The 18,431-nt window shown below is 67.0% G+C and carries 19 protein-coding genes (1 of these 19 running past the window's edge); 8 read left to right on the top strand and 11 right to left on the bottom strand.

The features are described from left to right. Positions 1 to 73 precede the first annotated feature (73 nt). From coaBC to ACCQ10_RS18855, 3 genes are read left to right on the top strand one after another with little or no spacing between them, the layout of a single operon-like run. The gene (gene coaBC / locus ACCQ10_RS18865) at positions 74 to 1,339 is read left to right on the top strand and encodes a bifunctional phosphopantothenoylcysteine decarboxylase/phosphopantothenate--cysteine ligase CoaBC (protein ID WP_372361564.1); all 1,266 of its coding nucleotides are present in this window, start codon (positions 74 to 76) and stop codon (positions 1,337 to 1,339) included. Then, positions 1,336 to 1,803, top strand: coding sequence for a dUTP diphosphatase (gene dut, locus ACCQ10_RS18860; protein WP_039411114.1), 468 nt, complete (start codon positions 1,336 to 1,338; stop codon positions 1,801 to 1,803). The genes coaBC and dut overlap by 4 nt, the downstream gene beginning before the upstream one ends. A 12-nt stretch (positions 1,804 to 1,815) precedes the next feature. Continuing rightward, entirely contained in the window at positions 1,816 to 4,161 is a 2,346-nt protein-coding gene (locus ACCQ10_RS18855; protein WP_372361563.1) for a phosphomannomutase/phosphoglucomutase, read from the top strand. 103 nt (positions 4,162 to 4,264) lie between these two features. Here ACCQ10_RS18855 and ACCQ10_RS18850 read toward each other — a convergent pair whose 3' ends face one another. The 3 genes from ACCQ10_RS18850 to ACCQ10_RS18840 all read right to left on the bottom strand — a co-directional run bounded on the left by ACCQ10_RS18850 (position 4,265) and on the right by ACCQ10_RS18840 (position 6,197). Continuing rightward, positions 4,265 to 4,825: a hypothetical protein gene (locus ACCQ10_RS18850; RefSeq protein ID WP_372361562.1), complete on the bottom strand. Its 561-nt coding sequence runs from the start codon at positions 4,823 to 4,825 to the stop codon at positions 4,265 to 4,267. A gap of 308 nt (positions 4,826 to 5,133) precedes the next feature. Beyond that, on the bottom strand, positions 5,134 to 5,475 hold the full coding sequence (locus tag ACCQ10_RS18845) for a lipid-A-disaccharide synthase N-terminal domain-containing protein (RefSeq protein WP_228313575.1): 342 nt from the start codon (positions 5,473 to 5,475) through the stop codon (positions 5,134 to 5,136). Further along, the gene (locus tag ACCQ10_RS18840) at positions 5,475 to 6,197 is read right to left on the bottom strand and encodes a glycosyltransferase family 2 protein (protein ID WP_166744870.1); all 723 of its coding nucleotides are present in this window, start codon (positions 6,195 to 6,197) and stop codon (positions 5,475 to 5,477) included. The genes ACCQ10_RS18845 and ACCQ10_RS18840 overlap by 1 nt, the downstream gene beginning before the upstream one ends. Before the next feature lie 280 nt (positions 6,198 to 6,477). On the opposite strand from ACCQ10_RS18840, the gene ACCQ10_RS18835 reads away from it, so the two are divergent. Next, positions 6,478 to 6,717, top strand: coding sequence for a hypothetical protein (locus tag ACCQ10_RS18835; RefSeq protein ID WP_372361561.1), 240 nt, complete (start codon positions 6,478 to 6,480; stop codon positions 6,715 to 6,717). Here the strand turns inward: ACCQ10_RS18835 and ACCQ10_RS18830 are convergent. The 6 genes from ACCQ10_RS18830 to pyrE form a co-directional block, all read right to left on the bottom strand. Continuing rightward, on the bottom strand, positions 6,714 to 7,679 hold the full coding sequence (locus tag ACCQ10_RS18830) for an SDR family NAD(P)-dependent oxidoreductase (RefSeq protein WP_372361560.1): 966 nt from the start codon (positions 7,677 to 7,679) through the stop codon (positions 6,714 to 6,716). The genes ACCQ10_RS18835 and ACCQ10_RS18830 overlap by 4 nt on opposite strands. A 204-nt stretch (positions 7,680 to 7,883) precedes the next feature. Next, positions 7,884 to 8,192 carry a helix-hairpin-helix domain-containing protein gene (locus ACCQ10_RS18825; protein WP_039413399.1) on the bottom strand — a complete coding sequence of 103 codons (309 nt, stop codon included), beginning with the start codon at positions 8,190 to 8,192 and terminating at the stop codon, positions 7,884 to 7,886. Between the two features lie 35 nt (positions 8,193 to 8,227). Beyond that, complete coding sequence (locus ACCQ10_RS18820; RefSeq protein ID WP_039413397.1) at positions 8,228 to 9,157, bottom strand: ParB/RepB/Spo0J family partition protein; 930 nt, start codon at positions 9,155 to 9,157, stop codon at positions 8,228 to 8,230. Further along, on the bottom strand, positions 9,157 to 9,954 hold the full coding sequence (locus ACCQ10_RS18815; RefSeq protein ID WP_039413394.1) for a ParA family protein: 798 nt from the start codon (positions 9,952 to 9,954) through the stop codon (positions 9,157 to 9,159). The genes ACCQ10_RS18820 and ACCQ10_RS18815 overlap by 1 nt, the downstream gene beginning before the upstream one ends. 113 nt (positions 9,955 to 10,067) lie before the next feature. Then, on the bottom strand, positions 10,068 to 10,733 hold the full coding sequence (locus ACCQ10_RS18810) for a hypothetical protein (protein WP_372361559.1): 666 nt from the start codon (positions 10,731 to 10,733) through the stop codon (positions 10,068 to 10,070). Positions 10,734 to 10,755: 22 nt separating this feature from the next. Beyond that, positions 10,756 to 11,415 carry an orotate phosphoribosyltransferase gene (gene pyrE, locus ACCQ10_RS18805; RefSeq protein ID WP_372361558.1) on the bottom strand — a complete coding sequence of 220 codons (660 nt, stop codon included), beginning with the start codon at positions 11,413 to 11,415 and terminating at the stop codon, positions 10,756 to 10,758. A gap of 118 nt (positions 11,416 to 11,533) precedes the next feature. On the opposite strand from pyrE, the gene ACCQ10_RS18800 reads away from it, so the two are divergent. The 3 genes from ACCQ10_RS18800 (at position 11,534) to ACCQ10_RS18790 (ending at position 14,005) form a co-directional block, all read left to right on the top strand. Further along, positions 11,534 to 12,334, top strand: a complete 801-nt coding sequence (locus ACCQ10_RS18800; RefSeq protein WP_372361557.1) for an exodeoxyribonuclease III — start codon at positions 11,534 to 11,536, stop codon at positions 12,332 to 12,334. Further along, entirely contained in the window at positions 12,331 to 13,698 is a 1,368-nt protein-coding gene (locus tag ACCQ10_RS18795; protein ID WP_372361556.1) for an AmpG family muropeptide MFS transporter, read from the top strand. The genes ACCQ10_RS18800 and ACCQ10_RS18795 overlap by 4 nt, the downstream gene beginning before the upstream one ends. 79 nt (positions 13,699 to 13,777) lie before the next feature. After that, complete coding sequence (locus ACCQ10_RS18790; RefSeq protein ID WP_003489057.1) at positions 13,778 to 14,005, top strand: hypothetical protein; 228 nt, start codon at positions 13,778 to 13,780, stop codon at positions 14,003 to 14,005. A gap of 257 nt (positions 14,006 to 14,262) precedes the next feature. Here ACCQ10_RS18790 and ACCQ10_RS18785 read toward each other — a convergent pair whose 3' ends face one another. Together ACCQ10_RS18785 and ACCQ10_RS18780 are read right to left on the bottom strand one after the other, a co-directional pair. After that, entirely contained in the window at positions 14,263 to 15,396 is a 1,134-nt protein-coding gene (locus tag ACCQ10_RS18785; protein ID WP_372361555.1) for an anhydro-N-acetylmuramic acid kinase, read from the bottom strand. Positions 15,397 to 15,778: 382 nt separating this feature from the next. Next, the gene (locus tag ACCQ10_RS18780) at positions 15,779 to 17,197 is read right to left on the bottom strand and encodes a M23 family metallopeptidase (RefSeq protein WP_179456629.1); all 1,419 of its coding nucleotides are present in this window, start codon (positions 17,195 to 17,197) and stop codon (positions 15,779 to 15,781) included. A gap of 170 nt (positions 17,198 to 17,367) precedes the next feature. On the opposite strand from ACCQ10_RS18780, the gene tyrS reads away from it, so the two are divergent. Continuing rightward, a protein-coding gene (tyrS, locus tag ACCQ10_RS18775; protein ID WP_372361554.1) for a tyrosine--tRNA ligase crosses the window boundary here: on the top strand, positions 17,368 to 18,431 show its 5' portion. It continues 148 nt past the right edge of the window; the window shows 1,064 of its 1,212 coding nt (coding positions 1–1,064); it begins with the start codon at positions 17,368 to 17,370; its stop codon lies beyond the right edge, outside the window.

Below are 18,431 nucleotides of genomic sequence, written 5' to 3'. Positions count from 1 at the left end.
CGCCGACGCCCATCAGGCCAAGCGGGGGCATCGGCTAATCTAGTTGTCCTTGTAACCGTAGGACGACCCCGACGTGATCGGCTCCACTCAGGCCCGCCCCCTGGACGGACAGCGTTTGCTGCTGTGCGTCGGCGGAGGCATCGCCGCTTACAAATCGCTTGAACTGGTCCGTCGCCTGCGCGACGCCGGCGCACAGGTGCAGGTCGCCATGACCGCCGGCGCACAACAGTTCGTGACCCCGCTGAGCTTTCAGGCGCTGTCCGGGCACCCGACCCGCACCACGCTGTGGGACAGCGCCGCCGAGCAGGCGATGGGGCATATCGAGCTTGCCCGCTGGGCCGACCGGGTGGTCGTGGCCCCGGCCACCGCCGACCTGCTGGCACGCCTGGCGCACGGTCTGGCCGACGATCTGGTCACCACCCTGTGCCTGGCCACGACTGCACCGCTGACCGTGGCCCCGGCCATGAACCATCGCATGTGGCTGCATGCGGCCACCCAGGCCAACGTGGCGACGTTGCGTGCACGCGGCGTGGCCGTGGTGGGCCCGGACGACGGCCCGCTGGCCGAAGGCGAATCCGGCCCCGGCCGGCTGGCCGAGCCGGCGGCGATCATTGCCGCACTGGCGGGTGATGCCGCCACGCTCGCCGCCGCGCCGTCGATCAGTGCTGCGCCGGCCTTCTTGCCCAGCAGCGCGCAACTGGAGGGCCTGCGCATCGTGATCAGCGCCGGCCCCACGTTCGAAGACCTCGATCCGGTGCGCTACGTCGGCAATCGCAGCAGCGGCAAGATGGGCTATGCCCTGGCCGCCGCCGCGGCCCGCCAGGGCGCCGAGGTGGTGCTGGTCAGCGGGCCGGTGCACCAGACCACGCCGGCCGGCGTGCAGCGCATCGACGTGCGCTCGGCCGCGCAGATGCGCGATGCGGTACTGGATGCGTTCCCGGCCGACATCTACATCGGCGCCGCCGCGGTGGCCGACTACACCCCCAAGCGGGTGGTCGCGCAGAAGATCAAGAAGACCGGCGAAACCCTGACCCTGGAACTGGTGCGCACCCCGGACATCCTGTCCGAGGTGGCCGCGCAGACCGGTGCGCTCAAGCTGGTGGTCGGATTTGCGGCCGAAACGCACGACGTGGAGCACTACGCGCGTGGCAAGCTGGCAGCCAAGCGGCTGGATCTGATCATCGCCAACCAGGTGGGGATCGAAGGCGGCGGGTTCGAAAGCGACAACAATGCCGCCACCGCTTATTGGCAGGGGGGCGAGCGCGTGTTTCCCAGCAGCAGCAAGACTGAACTGGCCGACCAGTTGCTGGCCCTGATCGCGGAGAGATTGCAGGCATGAGCATCCCGACCCAGTCCTTGCAGGTGAAGCTGCTCGACCCGCGCTTCGGCGATCTGTGGCCGCTGCCGGCCTACGCCACCGAAGCCAGCGCGGGCATGGATCTGCGCGCGGCCCTGGAAGCGCCGATGACGCTGGAGCCGGGCGATGCGGCGCTGATTCCCAGCGGCATCGCCATCCATCTGGCCGACCCGCAGGTGTGCGCGGTGATCCTGCCGCGCTCGGGGCTGGGCCACCGGCACGGCATCGTGCTGGGCAACGGCACCGGGCTCATCGATGCCGACTACCAGGGGCCGCTGCTGATCAGTACCTGGAATCGCGGCCGTGAGGCCTTCACCATCGAGCCGGGCGACCGGATTGCGCAATTGGTGATCCTTCCGATCGTGCGCGTGGGCTTGCAAGTGGTGGATACTTTCGTCGACAGCGCGCGGGGAGCGGGTGGATTCGGCCACACCGGCGTGCGCTGACGGGGGAGTCACATGAGCAAGGCGAACGAGCGCAGGCAGTCGATGTCCAGCGTGCGTACGAGTGGTCCGGTGCTGGGGGGCGTGCTGGTGCTGCTGGCGGCCTGGTTTGGCTGGAGCAGCTACACGCAATGGCGTGAGGATGCGATTGCGCACGACCTGGAACAGGCGCGCGATCGCGCCGTGCAGGGTGTCAGCCAGGCAATGTCTGCGCAGGCCAGCCAGCTCGACGCGGTGCTCAAACAGCCGCCGGTGGCCGCTGCGTTGGCCAACGGCGATGCGCTGGCCGCCGCCTCGGCGATCCGCGAGCGCTTCAAGGGCGCCGAGGACGTGCAGGTGCTGCCCGGCGATCTGGCCGCCGCCTATGCCAATCCCAAGGACTTCGGCTATGCGCGACTGAGTCTGCTCGAATCGGCGCTGGTGGCCGAGCGTGCGCAGGTCCATGTGGTGCGCGATGCCAGGCAGGTACGTTTGGGCGTGGCTGCCGCGGTGCGCCTGGGCGCGCAGCCGGCGGTGGCGTATGCCCGGCTGCCGCTGTTGCGCCTGATCGGCCCGCTGGATGCGATCGCCGTGCCCGGCAGCGCCTACCTGGCCTTGCGCCAGGGCAGCTACAACGTGGCCCAACAAGGCGACGTAGGCCTGGCCGATGCCGCCGAAACCCTGGCACGCCCGCTCGGCACCAGTGGCTTGCGCGTGGCCGCTGCGGTACCGCAGAGCGACAACGGCCCATTGGGTCTGGGCGCGCTGGGGTGCGCCATCGTGGCCGCCTTGTTGCTGGCCATTGCCGTGTTGCTGGTGCTGGCCAGCCGTGGCCGGGTGGCACTGCCACGTCGTCGCGTTGCCGGCGATACCACGGCCGACGAGCCCACCTTCAGTCAAAGCCTGCAGCACGACGCCAGCCTTGCCAGCGACGCGCGTGCGCTGGACCAGGCGGTATCGCCTGCACCGCCACCGCCGCTGCCGGTGGTCCAGGTCGCCACCGACATGTTCCGCGCCTACGACATCCGCGGGGTGGTCGGGAAGGAGCTCACTCCCGGGGTTGCAGCGCTGATCGGCCAGGCCATCGGCAGCGTGATGCAGGCGCAGGGGCTGCGCGATGTGGTGGTGGGCCGCGATGGGCGGTTGTCCGGGCCGGAGCTGGCCACTGGCCTGATCGAAGGCCTGCGGCGTGCCGGCTGCAACGTGACCGACATCGGTCTGGCGCCCACGCCGGTGGTGTACTTCGGTGCTTATGAACTGCGCGCCGGCAGCTGCGTGGCGGTGACCGGCAGCCATAACCCGCCGGACTACAACGGCTTCAAGATCGTCATCGGGGGCGAGACGCTGTCCGGCGCGGCCATCACCGAACTGCATCAGCGCATCAACGAAGGCCGGCTGCATACCGCGGCCACGCCTGGCGACCTGGAGCAGCGCGACATCAACGATGCCTACATCCAGCGCATTGCCGACGACGTGCAGCTCGACCGACCGATCAAGGTGGTGGTGGACGCCGGCAATGGTGCGGCCGGCGATATCGCGCCACGCCTGCTGGAGGCCATCGGTGCCGAGGTCGTGCCGCTGTATTGCGATATTGACGGCACCTTCCCCAATCATCACCCCGACCCGAGCGAGCCGCACAATCTCGACGACCTGGTGAACATGGTGCAGCGCTTCGATGCAGACATCGGCGTGGCCTTCGATGGCGATGCCGACCGCCTGGGCGTGGTGACCAAGGAAGGCACGGTCGTGTTCCCGGACCGCTTGCTGATGCTGTTTGCCGCCGACGTGCTGCAGCGCAATCCCGGCGCGCTGGTCATCTACGATGTGAAGTGCACCGGCAAGCTGTCCGACTACGTGCTGCGCAACGGCGGCAGCCCACTGATGTGGAAGACCGGGCATTCGCTGATCAAGTCCAAGATGCGCGAGACCGACGCCGAACTGGCCGGTGAGATGAGCGGGCACTTCTTCTTCAAGGAACGCTGGTACGGATTCGACGACGGCATCTATGCCGCTGCACGCCTGCTGGAGATCCTGGCCCAGCGCGAGGAAACCCCGTCCGAGGTGCTGGACGCGCTGCCCGAGAGCGTGTCCACGCCGGAGATCAAGGTCCCGGTGGACGGCGATGCGCATGCGCTGGTGGCGCAGTTTGTGGAGCGTGCGCAGGCCGGCGAAGAATCGCCGTTCGAATCGGCGCGCCTGTCCACGATAGACGGATTGCGCGCGGACTTCGTGGACGGCTGGGGCCTGGTGCGCGCCTCCAATACCACGCCGATCCTGGTGCTGCGTTTCGAGGCCGACAGCGAGGCCGCGCTGGAGCGCATCCGCGCGCTGTTCCGCAGCGAACTGCAGGCCCTGCTGCCGGAACACCCGCTGGCGTTCTGAACACCGCACGCTTGCGGCGCACCGCCCTGCCTGCAGAACGCCAGGGCGCGCGCGACGCGGACATCGGCCGCCTGCCTCGATGGAGCGCCGGCGTCGACGCGGCTCACCGCGTGCCACCTGTTGCCGCCAGCTGCGCGGGAGGGTGGGGCGCACGCAGTGGTGCAGGATCGCGCTGGTCGGGCAACCACACCGCATCCCAATACGGATACGCGCCGATCCGCTCGGCCAGGCCCGCGCGCAACGGCAAGGCCACCAGGCTGCGCGCAAAGTGGCGGTGGTCGGCCTGCGGCGCAAGCGCGGTCGCCTCGATGTCCGGCTGCCAGACCGTGCCGCCGCGCCCGCGCGCACGATTGACGGCATCGCCGGCGGCCTGTCGTGCAGCAAGCGCCAGCTGCAGCACGGTGGCCTTGCCCGGTGCCTGCACCAGGGCGCACCACCGTTGTGGCAGCAGTACCCAGCACAGCAGCCGCGCGCCAGGCCACTGGCCCGGCAGGGCCAGACTGGCGGCCGCAGCACGCGCGCAGCGCCAGTCTGCAAACAAAGGCACACCCTGATGTGCATGCAGGCACAGCGACCAACACGCCGCAGTGGGCGCCGGCAGGGGCAGGGGAAAGTGGCGCGTGCTGGACATGCGCACAGCCTGCCGACGGGGTGATGGCGGCACTATCGGTCAGCTTCCCGCGCGCAGGTCGGTAAGCTTCGCAGCCTCGTGTACGACTCGGCTACCAAGCGCCGGCACTCGCGCGTGACAACCCGCCATGACGGATCCATCCGGTCGCCACACAGTCGGCACCCGCACCGGACCGCGGCAGACGCCACGCGTCTGGTCTACGCGCCCGCACCGCAACACATGCCAAGCGGCGATCGCGCCCTCAGACGTCCATCAACCCCTGCGGCTTGGCGACGCCTGCCCCGGCCGCACGGCCATCGCCTGCGCCGGTGACCGCGCACGTCCGCAATCCCGGCAACACATCAATGCGCCGCGCGATCGCGCTTCCAGCCGCGATGCTTCACGTCCAGATACAGGCTGTAGAACGCGGTAAATGCCGGGAACAGGTTCTGCAGCACGCCCACCGAATCCTGCTTGGCCGAGAACACGAAGTAGCTCAGCGTCATCAGGCTGCCGACCACGCTCATGTACCAGAACAGGCGCGGGATCACCGGCTTGCCGGCGCGCTTGGAGGCCACGAACTGCACCAGCCAGCGGCCGCCGAACATCAGTGCGCCCACATAGCCGATCAGCTTCCAGCCGGTGACGTGGATGCCGGTCCAGTACAGCCAGGTCAGCTGTTGATCGAGAAACGACGGATCCATCAACGTTCCTCCACCACGGTGCGCTTGCTGCGGGTGATCAGCCACGCCACGCCGCGCAGGTCGCGGATACCGACCAGGGCGCGATTGAGGTTGTTGTACTTGGACACGCCGGCGGTGCGATGGCGGTGGTTCACCGGCACGCTCACCGTGCGCCAGCCGGCGCGCTGCATCAGGGCCGGCAGATAGCGGTGCATGTGGTCGAAATAGGGCAGGTCCAGAAACGCCTCGCGCTCGAACAGCTTGATGCCGCAGCCGGTGTCGGGCGTATTGTCCTGCAGCATGCGCGAGCGGATCGCATTGGCCCACTTGCTGGCCCAGCGCTTGGAGCCGGAGTCCTGCCGGTTGACCCGCCACCCGGCGAACAACTTGACCTGCGCCTGTGCCTGGCTGCGCGCGATCAGCAGCTTGGGGATGTCGGCCGGATCGTTCTGGCCATCGCCGTCGAGCGTGGCGATCCAGCTGGCGCGCGCGGCCTTGACCCCGCTGCGCACGGCCGTGCTCTGGCCGCTCTGGGTCACGTGATGCAGCACGCGCAGCTCCGGCGTGGTGGCCTTCAGGCCTTGCAGCACCGCCAGGGTGTCATCGCGCGAATGGTCGTCGACATAGACGATTTCGAAGGCCACCACCCCGCGCAGGGCGCGCGTGATTTCCTCGACCAGGGCCGCGACGTTGTCGCGCTCATTGAACACCGGGACGACGACGGAAAGCTGAGGTTGGCTCATGGATTCGTGGTGGCCGGATGAAGGCTGAGCGAAAAAGATCGCGCATTGTGCCCTGACTGTCTGAGTCAGGCATGAAGCAAGCACACCTCATGTGCCGGGCTGCGACCCGCAAGCGGCCTGTAGCGTGTGGTTGGGCGCGAGCAGAGACGGCAACGGCACGGGCGAATACCCGGATCATGCCGTTTCAGCGCAGCCACGCCAGGGTCTTGCATCGCGATCTGCACTGCGCGCTGCCCTGCGGTCAGCTGCTGCGCGGGCGGCGAGAGGCGGCAAGATGGCCATGCGATATCGCCTCGCAGCCCAAAACCACACCGGCCGGCCACTGCAAGCCATGCGGCGCGCCTCCGGCAGCCGCCAACACACCGATCCCGACCAGGGCCGAGAGGGGCAAGACCTGGTGAACGGTGGCCAGGTGGGTGCGGAGGGCGCGCAGGAATCGGAGTACGAGCAGATCATGCCGATTTCGGGCACCGGCCGGACCCGCCTGGCGGCTGCGCAGCAGCGCTGTCGGCCGCTCTAGGCGCGCTCGCCGAAGTAGCTGCGGCACCAGTCCACCACCTGCGGCAATCCGCGTTCGACCGGCGTGGCCGGGTCGAAGCCGAACGCCGCCTGCGCGCGCCGGGTGTCGGCCATGGTGCGGATCATGTCGCCCGGCTGCATCGGCCGGTAGACCTTGTCGGCCGGCCGGCCGGCGGCCTGGGCGATTACGTCGATGAAATATTCCAGCTCCACCGGGGTGTGGTTGCCCAGGTTGAACACCCGGTGCGGTACCGGCTCGCTGCTCGGCGCGTCCAGCGCGCCGAGCACGCCGGCCACGATGTCGTCCACGAACGTGAAGTCGCGTTGCATCCTGCCGTGGTTGAACACCTCGATCGGGCGCCCGGCCAGCACCGCGCGGCTGAAGAGCAGCGGCGCCATGTCCGGCCGGCCCCACGGGCCATACACGGTGAAGAAGCGCAGCCCGGTCGCGCGCAGGCCGTACAACTGCGCGTAGGTGTAGCCCATCAATTCGTTGGCGGCCTTGGTGGCCGCATACAGCGAGCGTGGCTGGTCCACGCGCTGGTCTTCGGAGAACGGCGGCGTGGCCGAATCGCCGTACACCGAGCTGCTGGAGGCATACACCAGGTGCTGTACGCCGCGGTGCCGGCACAGCTCCAGCATGTTGACGAAGCCGGCCAGGTTGCTGTCGACGTAGGCATGCGGGTTTTCCAGCGAGTAGCGCACCCCGGCCTGCGCGGCCAGATGCACCACGCGGGTGGGCCGGATCTCGTCGAACAGCGCCGCCAGACTATCGCGGTCGGTCAGGTCCAGCGTGCGCAGATCGATGTCCGGGCACAACGCGGCAACCCGGTCGTGCTTGAGCTGCGGATCGTAATAGCTGTTGTAGTTGTCCAGGCCGACCACCGTGTCGCCACGCGCGGCCAGCGCGCGGCAGGTGTAGGCACCGATGAAACCGGCGGCGCCGGTGACGAGGATGGTCATGGCTGTGATCCTGAAAAATGCGGAAACAAAAGGCCGGTGCGACTGATCTGCATGCGCCAGCTGCCACAGGCATGGCTGCATGCGGCGCCGGCGGGTTGATGCTGCTGACGCGTCTGCAGGGCGCAGCGCGCCAGTCTCTGCTCGCAGTGGGCGCGGCTCATGCGGTGCTCCAGGGAAGGACGGCAACGCGCCATGCGTGGTCGTTCACCGCAGGGCGAGCGGCGCTTCGCTGGCGAGCTTGGCCTTGCGTTCGGCGCTGAACTTCCACCACGGCTGCGCCGGCTCGCCTTCCATGAAACGCACGATCGACAGGAACACATCGATCACACAGGGGTCGTGCAGCACGCCCGTGCGTAGGCAGAGCTGTGCATGCATGTCGTAGGCATCGCGACCGCGCAGCTGCGCAGGCACGCGGATACCGATCAGGCGCAGGTCCTTTTCGCAGGCCGGCCCGACATTGGGCAGGTCGGTCAGCTGCAGCAGATGCTGGCGGTCCACCTTGGCGGGATTCATTGCCGACGAGGATCCTGTTGAATGTGCAGCCGCGATCAGCCGCGCTGCGCGCGCAGACGTTCCAGCACGCCTTCCAGGGTGTCCAGGTCGGTGTAATGGATCACCAGCTTGCCCTTGCCGCCGCGGCCATGGTTGAACACCACCTTGGTGCCCAGCGACTCGGACAGTTCGGTCTGCAGCGAGGCGATATCGGCCTGCGGGGCCGCGGCCACCGGCTTGCCCTTGCGCAGCGAACCGGGCACCTTGCCGGCGGCGAATTGCTGCGCACGGTGTTCGACCTCGCGCACCGACCAGCCCTGGTCGGCCGCTTCCTGCGCCAGCTTGCTGGCCAGCTCCGGTGCCAGCGTGAGCAGCGCCCGCGCATGGCCCATTTCCAGGCGGCGGGTTTCCAGCAGTACCCGGATCGCCACCGGCAATTCCAGCAACCGCAACAGGTTGGACACCGAGGCCCGCGAGCGGCCCACCGCCGCAGCGGCCTCGGCATGGGTCAGCGAAAATTCGTCGATCAGCCGCTGCAGTGCCTGCGCTTCTTCCAGCGGGTTGAGATCTTCGCGCTGGATGTTCTCGATCAGCGCCATCGCGATGACGGTGCGGTCGTCCAGTTCGCGCACCACCACCGGCACCTCGGTCAGCCCGGCCAGCTGCGAGGCGCGCCAGCGGCGTTCGCCGGCCACGATCTCGAACTGCCCGGGCGCCAGCTCGCGCGCCACGATCGGCTGGATCACGCCCTGCGCCTTGATCGACTCGGCCAGCTCGGCGAGCTTGACCTCGTCCATCTCCTGGCGCGGCTGGTACTTGCCCGGTTGCAGCTGGCCTACCGGCAACTGGCGCAATGTGTCACCCGGCTGCAGCACGTCGTCGCTGGTGGCGCCGGGTGCCGTTGCCGCTGCTGCGCCCTTCGGTCCCAATAGCGCTTCCAGGCCACGGCCCAGGCCGCGCTTCTTCGCCAGAGGCGGCTTGCTCATCAGACGGTCTCCACGGGCCGGACGGCCTTGTTACGGTCGTTCTGGCGGCGCACGATTTCGCCGGCCAGCCCCAGGTAGGCCACGCCACCCCGGGAGCTGCGGTCGTAACCGACGATGCTCTGGCCATGGCTGGGCGCCTCGGCCAGGCGCACGTTGCGCGGCACGATGGTGCGGAACACCTTGTCGCCAAAATGCTCGGTCAGCTCCGCCGACACTGCGTTGGCCAGGTTGTTGCGGATGTCGAACATCGTGCGCAGCACGCCTTCGATTTCCAGCGCCGGGTTGAGGTTGGCGCGCAGCGCTTCAATGGTTTCCAGCAGCGCGGTGAGCCCTTCCAGCGCGTAGTACTCGCACTGCATCGGCACGATGATCGAATCGGCCGCGGTCAGCGCATTGAGCGTCAGCAGCGACAGCGCCGGCGGGCAGTCGATCAGGATGAAGTCGTACTCGTCGCGGATCGGCGCCAGCGCGCGCTTGAGCCGCTGTTCGCGCTCGCCCTGGTCCATCAGCTGGATCTCGGCGGCAGTCAGGTCGATGTTGCCCGGCAGCAGGTCGAAGCCTTCCGGCGCGGTGACCCGGATCTCGGCCGCGGTGTTTTCGCCCAGCAGCAGATCGCAGGTGGACGCGGCCACATCGCGCTTGTCGATGCCGCTGCCCATGGTGGCATTGCCCTGCGAGTCCAGATCCACCAGCAGCACACGCTTGGGCGCGCGCGCCAGGCCGGCCGCCAGATTGACTGCCGTCGTGGTCTTGCCGACGCCGCCCTTCTGGTTGGCAATGGCGATGATCCGGGCCATGCGGGAGAGCCTCGTGGGCAAGGAGTAAGACCGGCCATTATGCGGGCAGGGCGTCGGATCGGGAAATGCCGCCCGCAGCGACCGTGCGCCTGGACGGGAATGACGGCCGCCGCTCAGCCGGCCGGCGGAGCGCCGCCGGGCGGTTCCTTCATGGCGCGGTAGCGCTGCAGGATGTCGGCGATCTCGCCGTCCAGCGCCACCCGTTGTTGCTCGAAGCTGGTCTGCAGGCGCAACTGCGCCATCAGCTCGCGATGGCGTTGCTGAATGTCGCCAGCCAGCTTGTCGGCCACGGCCTGGCCGGCCAGTTCGCGGTCGCCGGCCGTGCGCAGCATGCTGGCCAGCCCTTCGCGCAGGCTGGTCACATTGAAGCGCGCGGTGTGGATGTTGTTGTCGACGATGGCGATGCGCTCGTTGAACACCCGGCGCAGGTCGTCTTCGCTTTGATACGACATCAGCATCGCCTGGTCGGTGCGCTGGCGCATCTGCTCGGCGGCCAGATCGGCCTGGCGTTGCTGCTCGGTGGCCGCAGCGGCAGCACGCTCGTCGCTGCTCATCGCGCGCTGCACCTCGGCGCTGCGCAGCCCGCTCTTGACGTTGAACTCGTCGCGCGCCTGGTTCACCGCCTCCGGTGGCAGCGTGTCGCTGCACACCCGGGCGCCGTTCTGGTTCCAGCAATACAGTTTCTTGGCCGTCGGCTTGTCCTGCGCCAGGCCAGGGGCCACGACGACGGCTGCCGCAACGGCAGCGAGCAATGCCAAACGTGTGTGTCTCGGCATCATCGCAGCCCCCTGTCGCCTGCCGTCAGCCTGTGGTGTCGGTTCCGTAGCGGCCTCGATAGGCCAGCAGCGGTTCCCGGTAGCCGACAAGGTCGGCGTTTCCTTCCGCAAAAGCAAGCAGATCGGCGAGGTTGGCCACTGCGATCACCGGAATACCGGCCTCGGCCGCCACCGCCTGCGCCGCCGACCGGCGATCCTGCTCGGAGGCGATCTCCTGCCGGTCCAGCGCCACCACGATGCCCGCCGGCGTACCGCCAGCGGCGCGAATGATGCCCAGGGCCTCGCGGATGGCGGTGCCGGCGGTGATCACGTCGTCCACGATCAGTACCTTGCGCCCGGCCAGCGGCGCGCCGATCAGGGTGCCGCCTTCGCCATGGTCCTTGGCCTCCTTGCGGTTGAACGCCAGCGGCAGGTCACGCCCACGCCCGGCATAGGCACAGGCCAGTGCGGTGGCCAGCGGGATGCCCTTGTAGGCCGGGCCGAACAGCAGGTCGAACTCCACGCCGGCCGCATCGATCGCATCGGCGTAGCAGTGCGCCAGTTCCGCGGTCTTGACCCCGGAATCGAACCGCCCAGCATTGAAGAAGTACGGGCTGACGCGCCCGGACTTGAGCGTGAACTCGCCAAAGCGCAGGGCATCGGCGCCCAGGGCCAGCTGCAGGAAACGGGTGCGGTGGTTGGTCATTGGACGGGAATGGAGAATCGGGGATCGGGAATGGTAAACGCATCGCGCGCCGGCAGCCTTCCGCACGCGCCTGGGGTAGGCTTTACGACTCTCTATTCCCGATTCCCCATTCCCGCACATGCGCATCATCAGTTTCAATGCCAACGGCCTGCGCTCGGCCGCCAGCAAGGGGTTCTTCGACTGGTTCGCCACCCAGGATGCCGACGTGCTGTGCATCCAGGAGACCAAGGCGCAGGAGCATCAGCTGGCCGGGCCGGAATTCTTGCCGGCCGGTTACAAGGCCTGGTTTCGCGATGCCAGCACCAAGAAGGGCTATAGCGGCGTGGCGATCTATGCCAGGCGCGAGCCCGACGAAGTGCGCACCGCCCTGGGCTGGCCCGAGTTCGACGAAGAAGGCCGGTATATCGAGGCGCGCTTCGGCAACCTCAGCGTGGTCTCTTTCTATATCCCGTCCGGCTCTTCGGGCGAGCTGCGCCAGGGCTACAAGTTCCAAGTGATGGATTGGCTGCGGCCGATCCTGGACGAGTGGCTGGCCAGCGGCCGCCAGTACGTGTTGTGCGGCGACTGGAACATCGTGCGTACTGCGCTGGACATCAAGAACTGGAAGTCCAACCAGAAGAATTCCGGTTGCCTGCCGCCCGAGCGCGACTGGCTCAACGGCCTGTGCGCCGACGCGGCAGACGACGCCAACGCCGCCGAAGGCCGCGGCTGGGTCGACAGCTACCGCGTCCTGCACCCGCAAGGCCAGGACTACACCTGGTGGAGCAACCGCGGCGCGGCGCGCGCCAACAACGTCGGTTGGCGCATCGACTATCAATTGGTCACCCCTGGCCTGCGCGAGGCACTGCAGGCCTGCGCGATCTACCGCGAAGAGCGGTTCTCCGACCACGCGCCTTACATCGTGGATTACGCGCTGTGAGTGAGACCGCCAAACCGCGCCGACGCTGGCAGCAAGTGCTGACCAACCTTCGCCAGCGCAAAGTGCTCGCGATGTTGCTGCTGGGCTTCAGTTCCGGCCTGCCGCTGTATCTGGTGGGCAACACCCTCGGCTTCTGGATGCGCAAGGAAGGCATCGATCTAGGCACGATCGGGTTCCTGTCCTGGGTGGGTCTGGCCTACACCATGAAGTTTTTATGGGCACCGATTGTCGACAAGACGGACGTGCCGCTGTTGGGCCGGTTGGGCCGACGCTGCGGCTGGATGCTGTTATCGCAGGCGATCGTGGCGATAGGCCTGATTGGCATGGCGCTGGTTCAGCCCAAGGGCGGTGAGGTGCTCGTGATGGGTATCGTCTGGGAGCACTTGGTGGTCTTTGGGGCGGCGGCGGTGGTGGTTGCCTTCGCCTCGGCCACGCAGGACATCGTCATTGACGCCTGGCGCATCGAGAGTGCCGACAACAGTGAACAGCTCGGCCTGCTCACGTCCGCTTCTGCACTGGGCTATCGCTCGGCCCTGCTAGTTACCGATGCTCTGATCTTGATCATCGCCGCACGTGTCGGCTGGCAGATGTCCTATGAAGTGATGGCCGCCCTGATGGTGCTGGGCGTGGTCGCCGTCACCATGGCCCGAGAGCCGGCCCGCGAAGCGGTCGCCGTGAAGACGCGGGCTGCGTCACTGTGGACGCCTGTAGGGTTATTCGACGCGATCGCCGGGCCATTTCTGGCATTCGTCCGCGAACATCGTGGCGGCGCCATCCTGATCCTGGTGGCCATCAGTGTTTACCGCATGGCCGACTTCGTGATGGGGCCAATGGCAAACCCGTTCTACGTCGACCTTGGCTTGTCTGAAGACACCGTCGGCACCATCCGCGGATCGGTGGGTCTGGTGGCGACCTTCATCGGCATCGCGGCGGCTGGCTTAGTGTCAGTGCGTTGGGGTGTTTTGGTGACCCTGATGGCCGGTGCGGTACTTGGACCTTGTTCTAATTTGGCATTTGCCTGGCTGGCCTATGTTGGTCCGGACACAACCAAATTCGCGTTAGCAATGGCGATCGACAATTTTGCCAATGGCTTTGCCGGCACCGCGTTGATCGCGTACATGTCCAGCCTGACCAGTATTGGCTATACCGCAACCCAGTACGCCTTATTGAGTTCGTTCTACGCCATGCCTGGCAAAGCCCTGAAAGGCTTTTCTGGATGGTCGGTGCAGGTCTTGGCGCAGGGGCGAACGTTGATGGAAGGCTACGCCTTGTTCTTTATCGGGACCGCGCTAGTTGCGATTCCGGTTGTGGTCTTGTGCGGGATGCTGATCCTGCAGCAGCGCCGGCAGACGGCTGTCGTGTAATCGTTGTGGGCCGCCCTATCGTTACGGGATGATCGCTCGACACGCCGAGGGGACGGTGCCTCGCAGACAAGGAATAAGCATGACCGATCTGGTATTGCGTGACATCGACCCGGTGCTGGTGGACCGCATCCGTCGCATTTCCGTCGCACGTGGCTGGACCCAGCACCAGACCGTCATGCATCTGCTCGAACAAGGCCTGTTCGCCAGCGAATATGAAGTCACCGGTGGCCTGCAGCATCCGGAGGTCGATGCCCTGGCCGAAGCGATCGCCGCGCTCAAGGCGCTGCCGGCGGGCAACAACCCCTGACAGCGGATGCCGGTGGTGCTGGCGCGAACCATCCGGCGCCGACCCGGAAGACGGGCGATCAGCGATAGCGCTGACGAGGAGTCTGCCTGCCGGCCGCTCGCGCAGTTCACGCAGCCAGACGGACAAACCATCGCCAGCGGTTTGCCGCGTCAGCCGGATTCCTGTCCAGCGGCAACGTCGGTCGACACACCATGCATGCACCTGCGCAAGCCGCCACCACCGGCGACGCGACGCGGCCGTTCGGCCCGCTGTTGCGCTTACGCCGGATAGATCGCCCCCAGCAGCCGTGGCCCCGCCGCCCCAGTCACCGAGGGCAGATTGGCCGGGCGTCCGGCCAGCAGTTCGGCCGCCAGCCAGGCAAAACCCATCGCTTCCAGATAGTCCGGATCCAGCCCGTGCCGCGCGCTGGATTCCACCACCACGCCCGGCAACCGGGCTGCCAGGCGGGCCATCAACACCGGGTTGCGTGCGCCGCCGCCGCACACCAGCACGCGCCGGGTCTGCGGCTGCAGGCGCAGCAAGGCCTCGGCCACCGTGGCCGCCGTGAGTTCCAGCAAGGTCGCCTGCACATCGGCCGCATCCAGGGTCGCGTCACCCATCGCCTGCACGGCCCAGTCCAGATGGAATTGCTCGCGGCCGGTGCTTTTGGGCGGTGGCAACGCAAACCACGGGTCTGCCGACAGCGCCTGCAGCAAAGTCGCATCGACACGCCCGCTGGCGGCAAACGCACCGTCGGCATCGAACGGCGTGCCATGATGGCGGTGGCACCAGCTGTCCAGCAGCGCATTGGCCGGGCCGGTATCGAATCCCAGCACCGCGCCATCGCGCGGGATCAAGGTCAGGTTGCCGATCCCGCCCAGATTGAGCACGGCGCGGTCTTCGTCGCCCGCACCCAGCATGGCCACGTGAAAGGCCGGCATCAGCGGCGCGCCCTGGCCACCGGCCGCCACATCGCGGCGGCGGAAATCGGCCACCGTGGTCAGGCCGGTATGCTCGGCAATCCGGCTGGCATCGCCGATCTGCCAGGTAAAGGCCGGGTCGGCTTTGGGCCGGTGGCGGATGGTCTGCCCATGCGAGCCGATCGCGCGGATATGTTGCCGCGCAACGCCGCTCTCTGCGATCAACCGGTTGGCGGCGTCCGCAAAGGCCAGCCCCACCTGCGCATCCAGTTCCCCCAGTGCGTCGATAGCTACCGTCTCGGCGCCCTGGCCCAGTGCGATCAGGGCATCGCGCAGCGGCGGCGCCCATGGCACGGTCGTGCCCGCAACCAGTTCGCAGCGGCGGTGGCTGTCATCGGCAAAACGCACCAGGGCCGCATCGATGCCATCGGCGCTGGTGCCCGACATCAGGCCAAGATAGAGCGGAGAGTCAACGCGTTCCAGGACAGACATGCCGAAGCCAGAGATGCACGGTCGGCCAGCTTGTGCAGCCGGGCCAGGTCCGTCAACCGGTCTCGCGCGCGCCACTGATGCGCGATACCCGCGTCGCCACCGGACCTCACTACCGGGACGCGTGCCGCCAGGACCACGGCGGCGCGCAGTTTCCCCGCAGATCTCAGGCCTCTCCGGCCACCGCACCTATCGCAGTAACGGAGGGCGGTGAGACCAAGGGCAGGGTGTGGGAGCTACTGGCGCTTACGACGCCCAGCAGACCACAGCGGTGGCGGCGGATGGATCAGCCACCCAGCGTCACCACATACAGTGGTCGGCGTTCTGCGCGCCCCGCGCCGCGTCACCGTTCCAGCAACTGCCTCGGTTGCCTGGCCGCAGCCGCTCAACCGCGCGACTTGCCCTTGGCCGGCTTGGCGGCGTCGGCATAGATCAACTTTTCCATGCCTTCGATTCGCGCCAGGGCCGGCGCCGTCTGCGCCCTGAAGGCCGCGAGCTCGGCACCTTGCAGCGGCTCCGGCGGCGGCATCGTCACTGACATCGGGTTGCGTTGCTGCCCGGCCACGCGGAATTCGTAATGCAGATGCGGGCCGGTCGCCAGGCCGGTCATGCCGACATAGCCGATCACCGTGCCCTGGTTGATGCGCTGGCCGGCCTTGATCTTGCCAAAGCGCGACATGTGGCCGTACAGCGTGCTGTAGTTCTTGCCGTGATCCAGGATCACCACATTGCCGTAGCCGCGCTGGGTGCCGACAAACACCACCCGCGCATCGCCGGCCGCCATGATCGGCGTGCCCGAAGCGGCCGCATAGTCCACGCCCTTGTGCATGCGCATGGTGCCCAGCACCGGGTGCTTGCGCGCACCGAAGGTGGAGCTGATCCGGCTATAGGCCACCGGCATGCGGATGAAGCTCTTCTTCAAGGGCCGGCCGGTGATGTCGTAATACTCGGCCGGCTTGCCGGCGCGCTCGAAGCGGAAGCCGGTATACGTCTTGCCACCGGTGGTGAAGGTCGCCGCCAGGATGTCGCCGGTACTGATCCGCTCGCCCTCGCGCCAGGTCTCGTCCATCACCACACTGAAACGGTCGCCCGGCTGCAGGTCTTTATCGAAGTCGATGTCGTACTTGAAGATTTCATCGGTCATGACCGCCACCGCCGCCGGCGACAGCCCGGATTTCCCGGCAGAGGCATACAGCGAGCTGCTGATCTCCCCGCTGGCCACCACCGTGCGCGTTGTGGTCGCCCGCTCGGTCACGTTCTCGCGCACGCTGTCGCCCAGCAGGCGCAGTTCCACCCGGTGGCTGTCATCGCGATCGAAGCGCAGCGCCCGCAGCTGGCCGGGTGTCGGCATGTCAAACGCAATTTCAGTACCGGGACGCAGTTTGGTCAGCGCCTCCTTGGTGCCCGGATGCGCCAGTACCTGATACATCACCGCCGTCGGGATTCCCAGCTCGCCGAACAAGGTGCTCAGCGTCTGGCCCGACTTGACCTGCAGAATCTCCCAATCGGTGCTTGGCGCCAGTTGCTTGCGGCTGGGCACCAGTGGCGGCAACGGCAATGCCAGCGTCGAATGACTGGAAAGTGGCGTATCGATGGCGTTGGAAAAGCCCGGCACAATGGTGGCCACCAACGCACCGATGGTGGCGAACAGGCTGGCGTGGATCCAATGGCGGCGTGTCCAACGGTCATTGAAGGCCGCCGGAAGATGCGCCTTGAGCTTGCGATGCAGTGCAGTGTCGTGGAGGACGTGGAGGCGTTCGTGAAAGCGCCGCTTGCGTGCACGGCCCTGCTCTGAGTTCTGCATCGTTCAAATTCCTCGCTGGCTCGAAGTGCGAGCCCAATCGCCGGTACCATAGACAGCCTGTAACAGCGCGTCAAACCATTGAGCCTGTTCATTATTTTCACTTGGCGCGAAATTAACCCGCGTTTAACATCATTCACGTTTTTGACGGCAAGCGCCGCTGGAGTCTGTGGTTGACCACTATCAAAGAATCCCTCGCACTCATCGGCCGTGGCGCCGAAGAGATCCTCAAGCTCGATCAGCTCGAAGCGCGACTGAAATCCGGCGTGCCGCTGCGGGTGAAGGCCGGCTTCGATCCCACCGCGCCGGACCTGCACCTGGGCCACACCGTGCTGCTCAACAAGATGCGGCAGTTCCAGCAGCTTGGGCACCAGGTCATCTTCCTGATCGGCGACTTCACCGGCATGATCGGCGACCCCAGCGGCAAGAACGTCACCCGCAAGCCGCTCAGCCGCGAGGACGTGCTGGCCAATGCCCGTACGTATGAGGAGCAGGTCTTCAAGATCCTGGACCGCGAACGCACCGAAGTGCGCTTCAACTCCGAGTGGTTCGGCCAGATGAGCGCGGCGGACATGATCAAGCTGTCCGCCCAGCACACGGTGGCGCGCATGCTCGAGCGCGACGACTTCGCCAAGCGCTTCGGCGGCCAGCAGCCGATCGCCATCCACGAATTTCTCTATCCATTGGTACAGGGCTACGACTCGGTCGTCTTGAAAGCCGATGTCGAGCTGGGCGGCACCGATCAGAAGTTCAACCTGCTGATGGGTCGTGGCCTGCAGGAGCACTACGGCCAGGCGCCGCAGATCGTGATCACCATGCCGCTGCTGGAAGGCCTGGACGGCGTGGCCAAGATGTCCAAGTCGCTGGGCAACTACATCGGCATCAACGAACCGGCCATCGACATCGTCACCAAGACCATGAAGATCGGCGATGAGCTGACCTGGCGCTGGATCGACCTGCTGTCCTTTGAGATCAGCATGGCCGAGGCCGCGCGTCTGAAGGAACAGGTTGCGTCCGGTGAGCTGCACCCGCGTGAGGTCAAATTACGTCTGGCGCGCGAACTGGCCACGCGCTTCCACGATGCGGCCACCGCAGAGCAGGCCATTGCCGGCTGGCACGCCGTGGTGACAGGGCAGGGCGACACCAGCCTATTGCCACTACAGGAAGTGGTGGTGCCGGCCGAAGGCCTGCGCATCGCCAGCTTGCTGACAGCCGCCGGCCTGACGCCCAGCAATTC

The organism is Xanthomonas sp. NCPPB 1325, assembly GCF_041477645.2.
Taxonomy (GTDB): domain Bacteria; phylum Pseudomonadota; class Gammaproteobacteria; order Xanthomonadales; family Xanthomonadaceae; genus Xanthomonas; species Xanthomonas cannabis.
The sequence above is the reverse complement of the archived record's forward strand: the minus strand, read 5'-3'. Positions and strand labels throughout refer to the sequence as shown.

Bases quoted from the DNA above. Each gene is read 5' to 3' on its own strand.
- ACCQ10_RS18845 (WP_228313575.1), bottom strand. From the start codon at position 5,475: ATGGATCCGTCGTTTCTCGATCAACAGCTGACCTGGCTGTACTGGACC.
- ACCQ10_RS18810 (WP_372361559.1), bottom strand. From the start codon at position 10,733: ATGATGCCGAGACACACACGTTTGGCATTGCTCGCTGCCGTTGCGGCA.
- pyrE (WP_372361558.1), bottom strand. From the start codon at position 11,415: ATGACCAACCACCGCACCCGTTTCCTGCAGCTGGCCCTGGGCGCCGAT.
- ACCQ10_RS18840 (WP_166744870.1), bottom strand. From the start codon at position 6,197: ATGAGCCAACCTCAGCTTTCCGTCGTCGTCCCGGTGTTCAATGAGCGC.
- ACCQ10_RS18780 (WP_179456629.1), bottom strand. From the start codon at position 17,197: ATGCAGAACTCAGAGCAGGGCCGTGCACGCAAGCGGCGCTTTCACGAA.
- ACCQ10_RS18835 (WP_372361561.1), top strand. From the start codon at position 6,478: ATGCGATATCGCCTCGCAGCCCAAAACCACACCGGCCGGCCACTGCAA.
- ACCQ10_RS18820 (WP_039413397.1), bottom strand. From the start codon at position 9,157: ATGAGCAAGCCGCCTCTGGCGAAGAAGCGCGGCCTGGGCCGTGGCCTG.
- ACCQ10_RS18815 (WP_039413394.1), bottom strand. From the start codon at position 9,954: ATGGCCCGGATCATCGCCATTGCCAACCAGAAGGGCGGCGTCGGCAAG.
- ACCQ10_RS18785 (WP_372361555.1), bottom strand. From the start codon at position 15,396: ATGTCTGTCCTGGAACGCGTTGACTCTCCGCTCTATCTTGGCCTGATG.
- ACCQ10_RS18800 (WP_372361557.1), top strand. From the start codon at position 11,534: ATGCGCATCATCAGTTTCAATGCCAACGGCCTGCGCTCGGCCGCCAGC.
- ACCQ10_RS18830 (WP_372361560.1), bottom strand. From the start codon at position 7,679: ATGACCATCCTCGTCACCGGCGCCGCCGGTTTCATCGGTGCCTACACC.
- ACCQ10_RS18855 (WP_372361563.1), top strand. From the start codon at position 1,816: ATGAGCAAGGCGAACGAGCGCAGGCAGTCGATGTCCAGCGTGCGTACG.
- ACCQ10_RS18825 (WP_039413399.1), bottom strand. From the start codon at position 8,192: ATGAATCCCGCCAAGGTGGACCGCCAGCATCTGCTGCAGCTGACCGAC.
- ACCQ10_RS18790 (WP_003489057.1), top strand. From the start codon at position 13,778: ATGACCGATCTGGTATTGCGTGACATCGACCCGGTGCTGGTGGACCGC.
- dut (WP_039411114.1), top strand. From the start codon at position 1,336: ATGAGCATCCCGACCCAGTCCTTGCAGGTGAAGCTGCTCGACCCGCGC.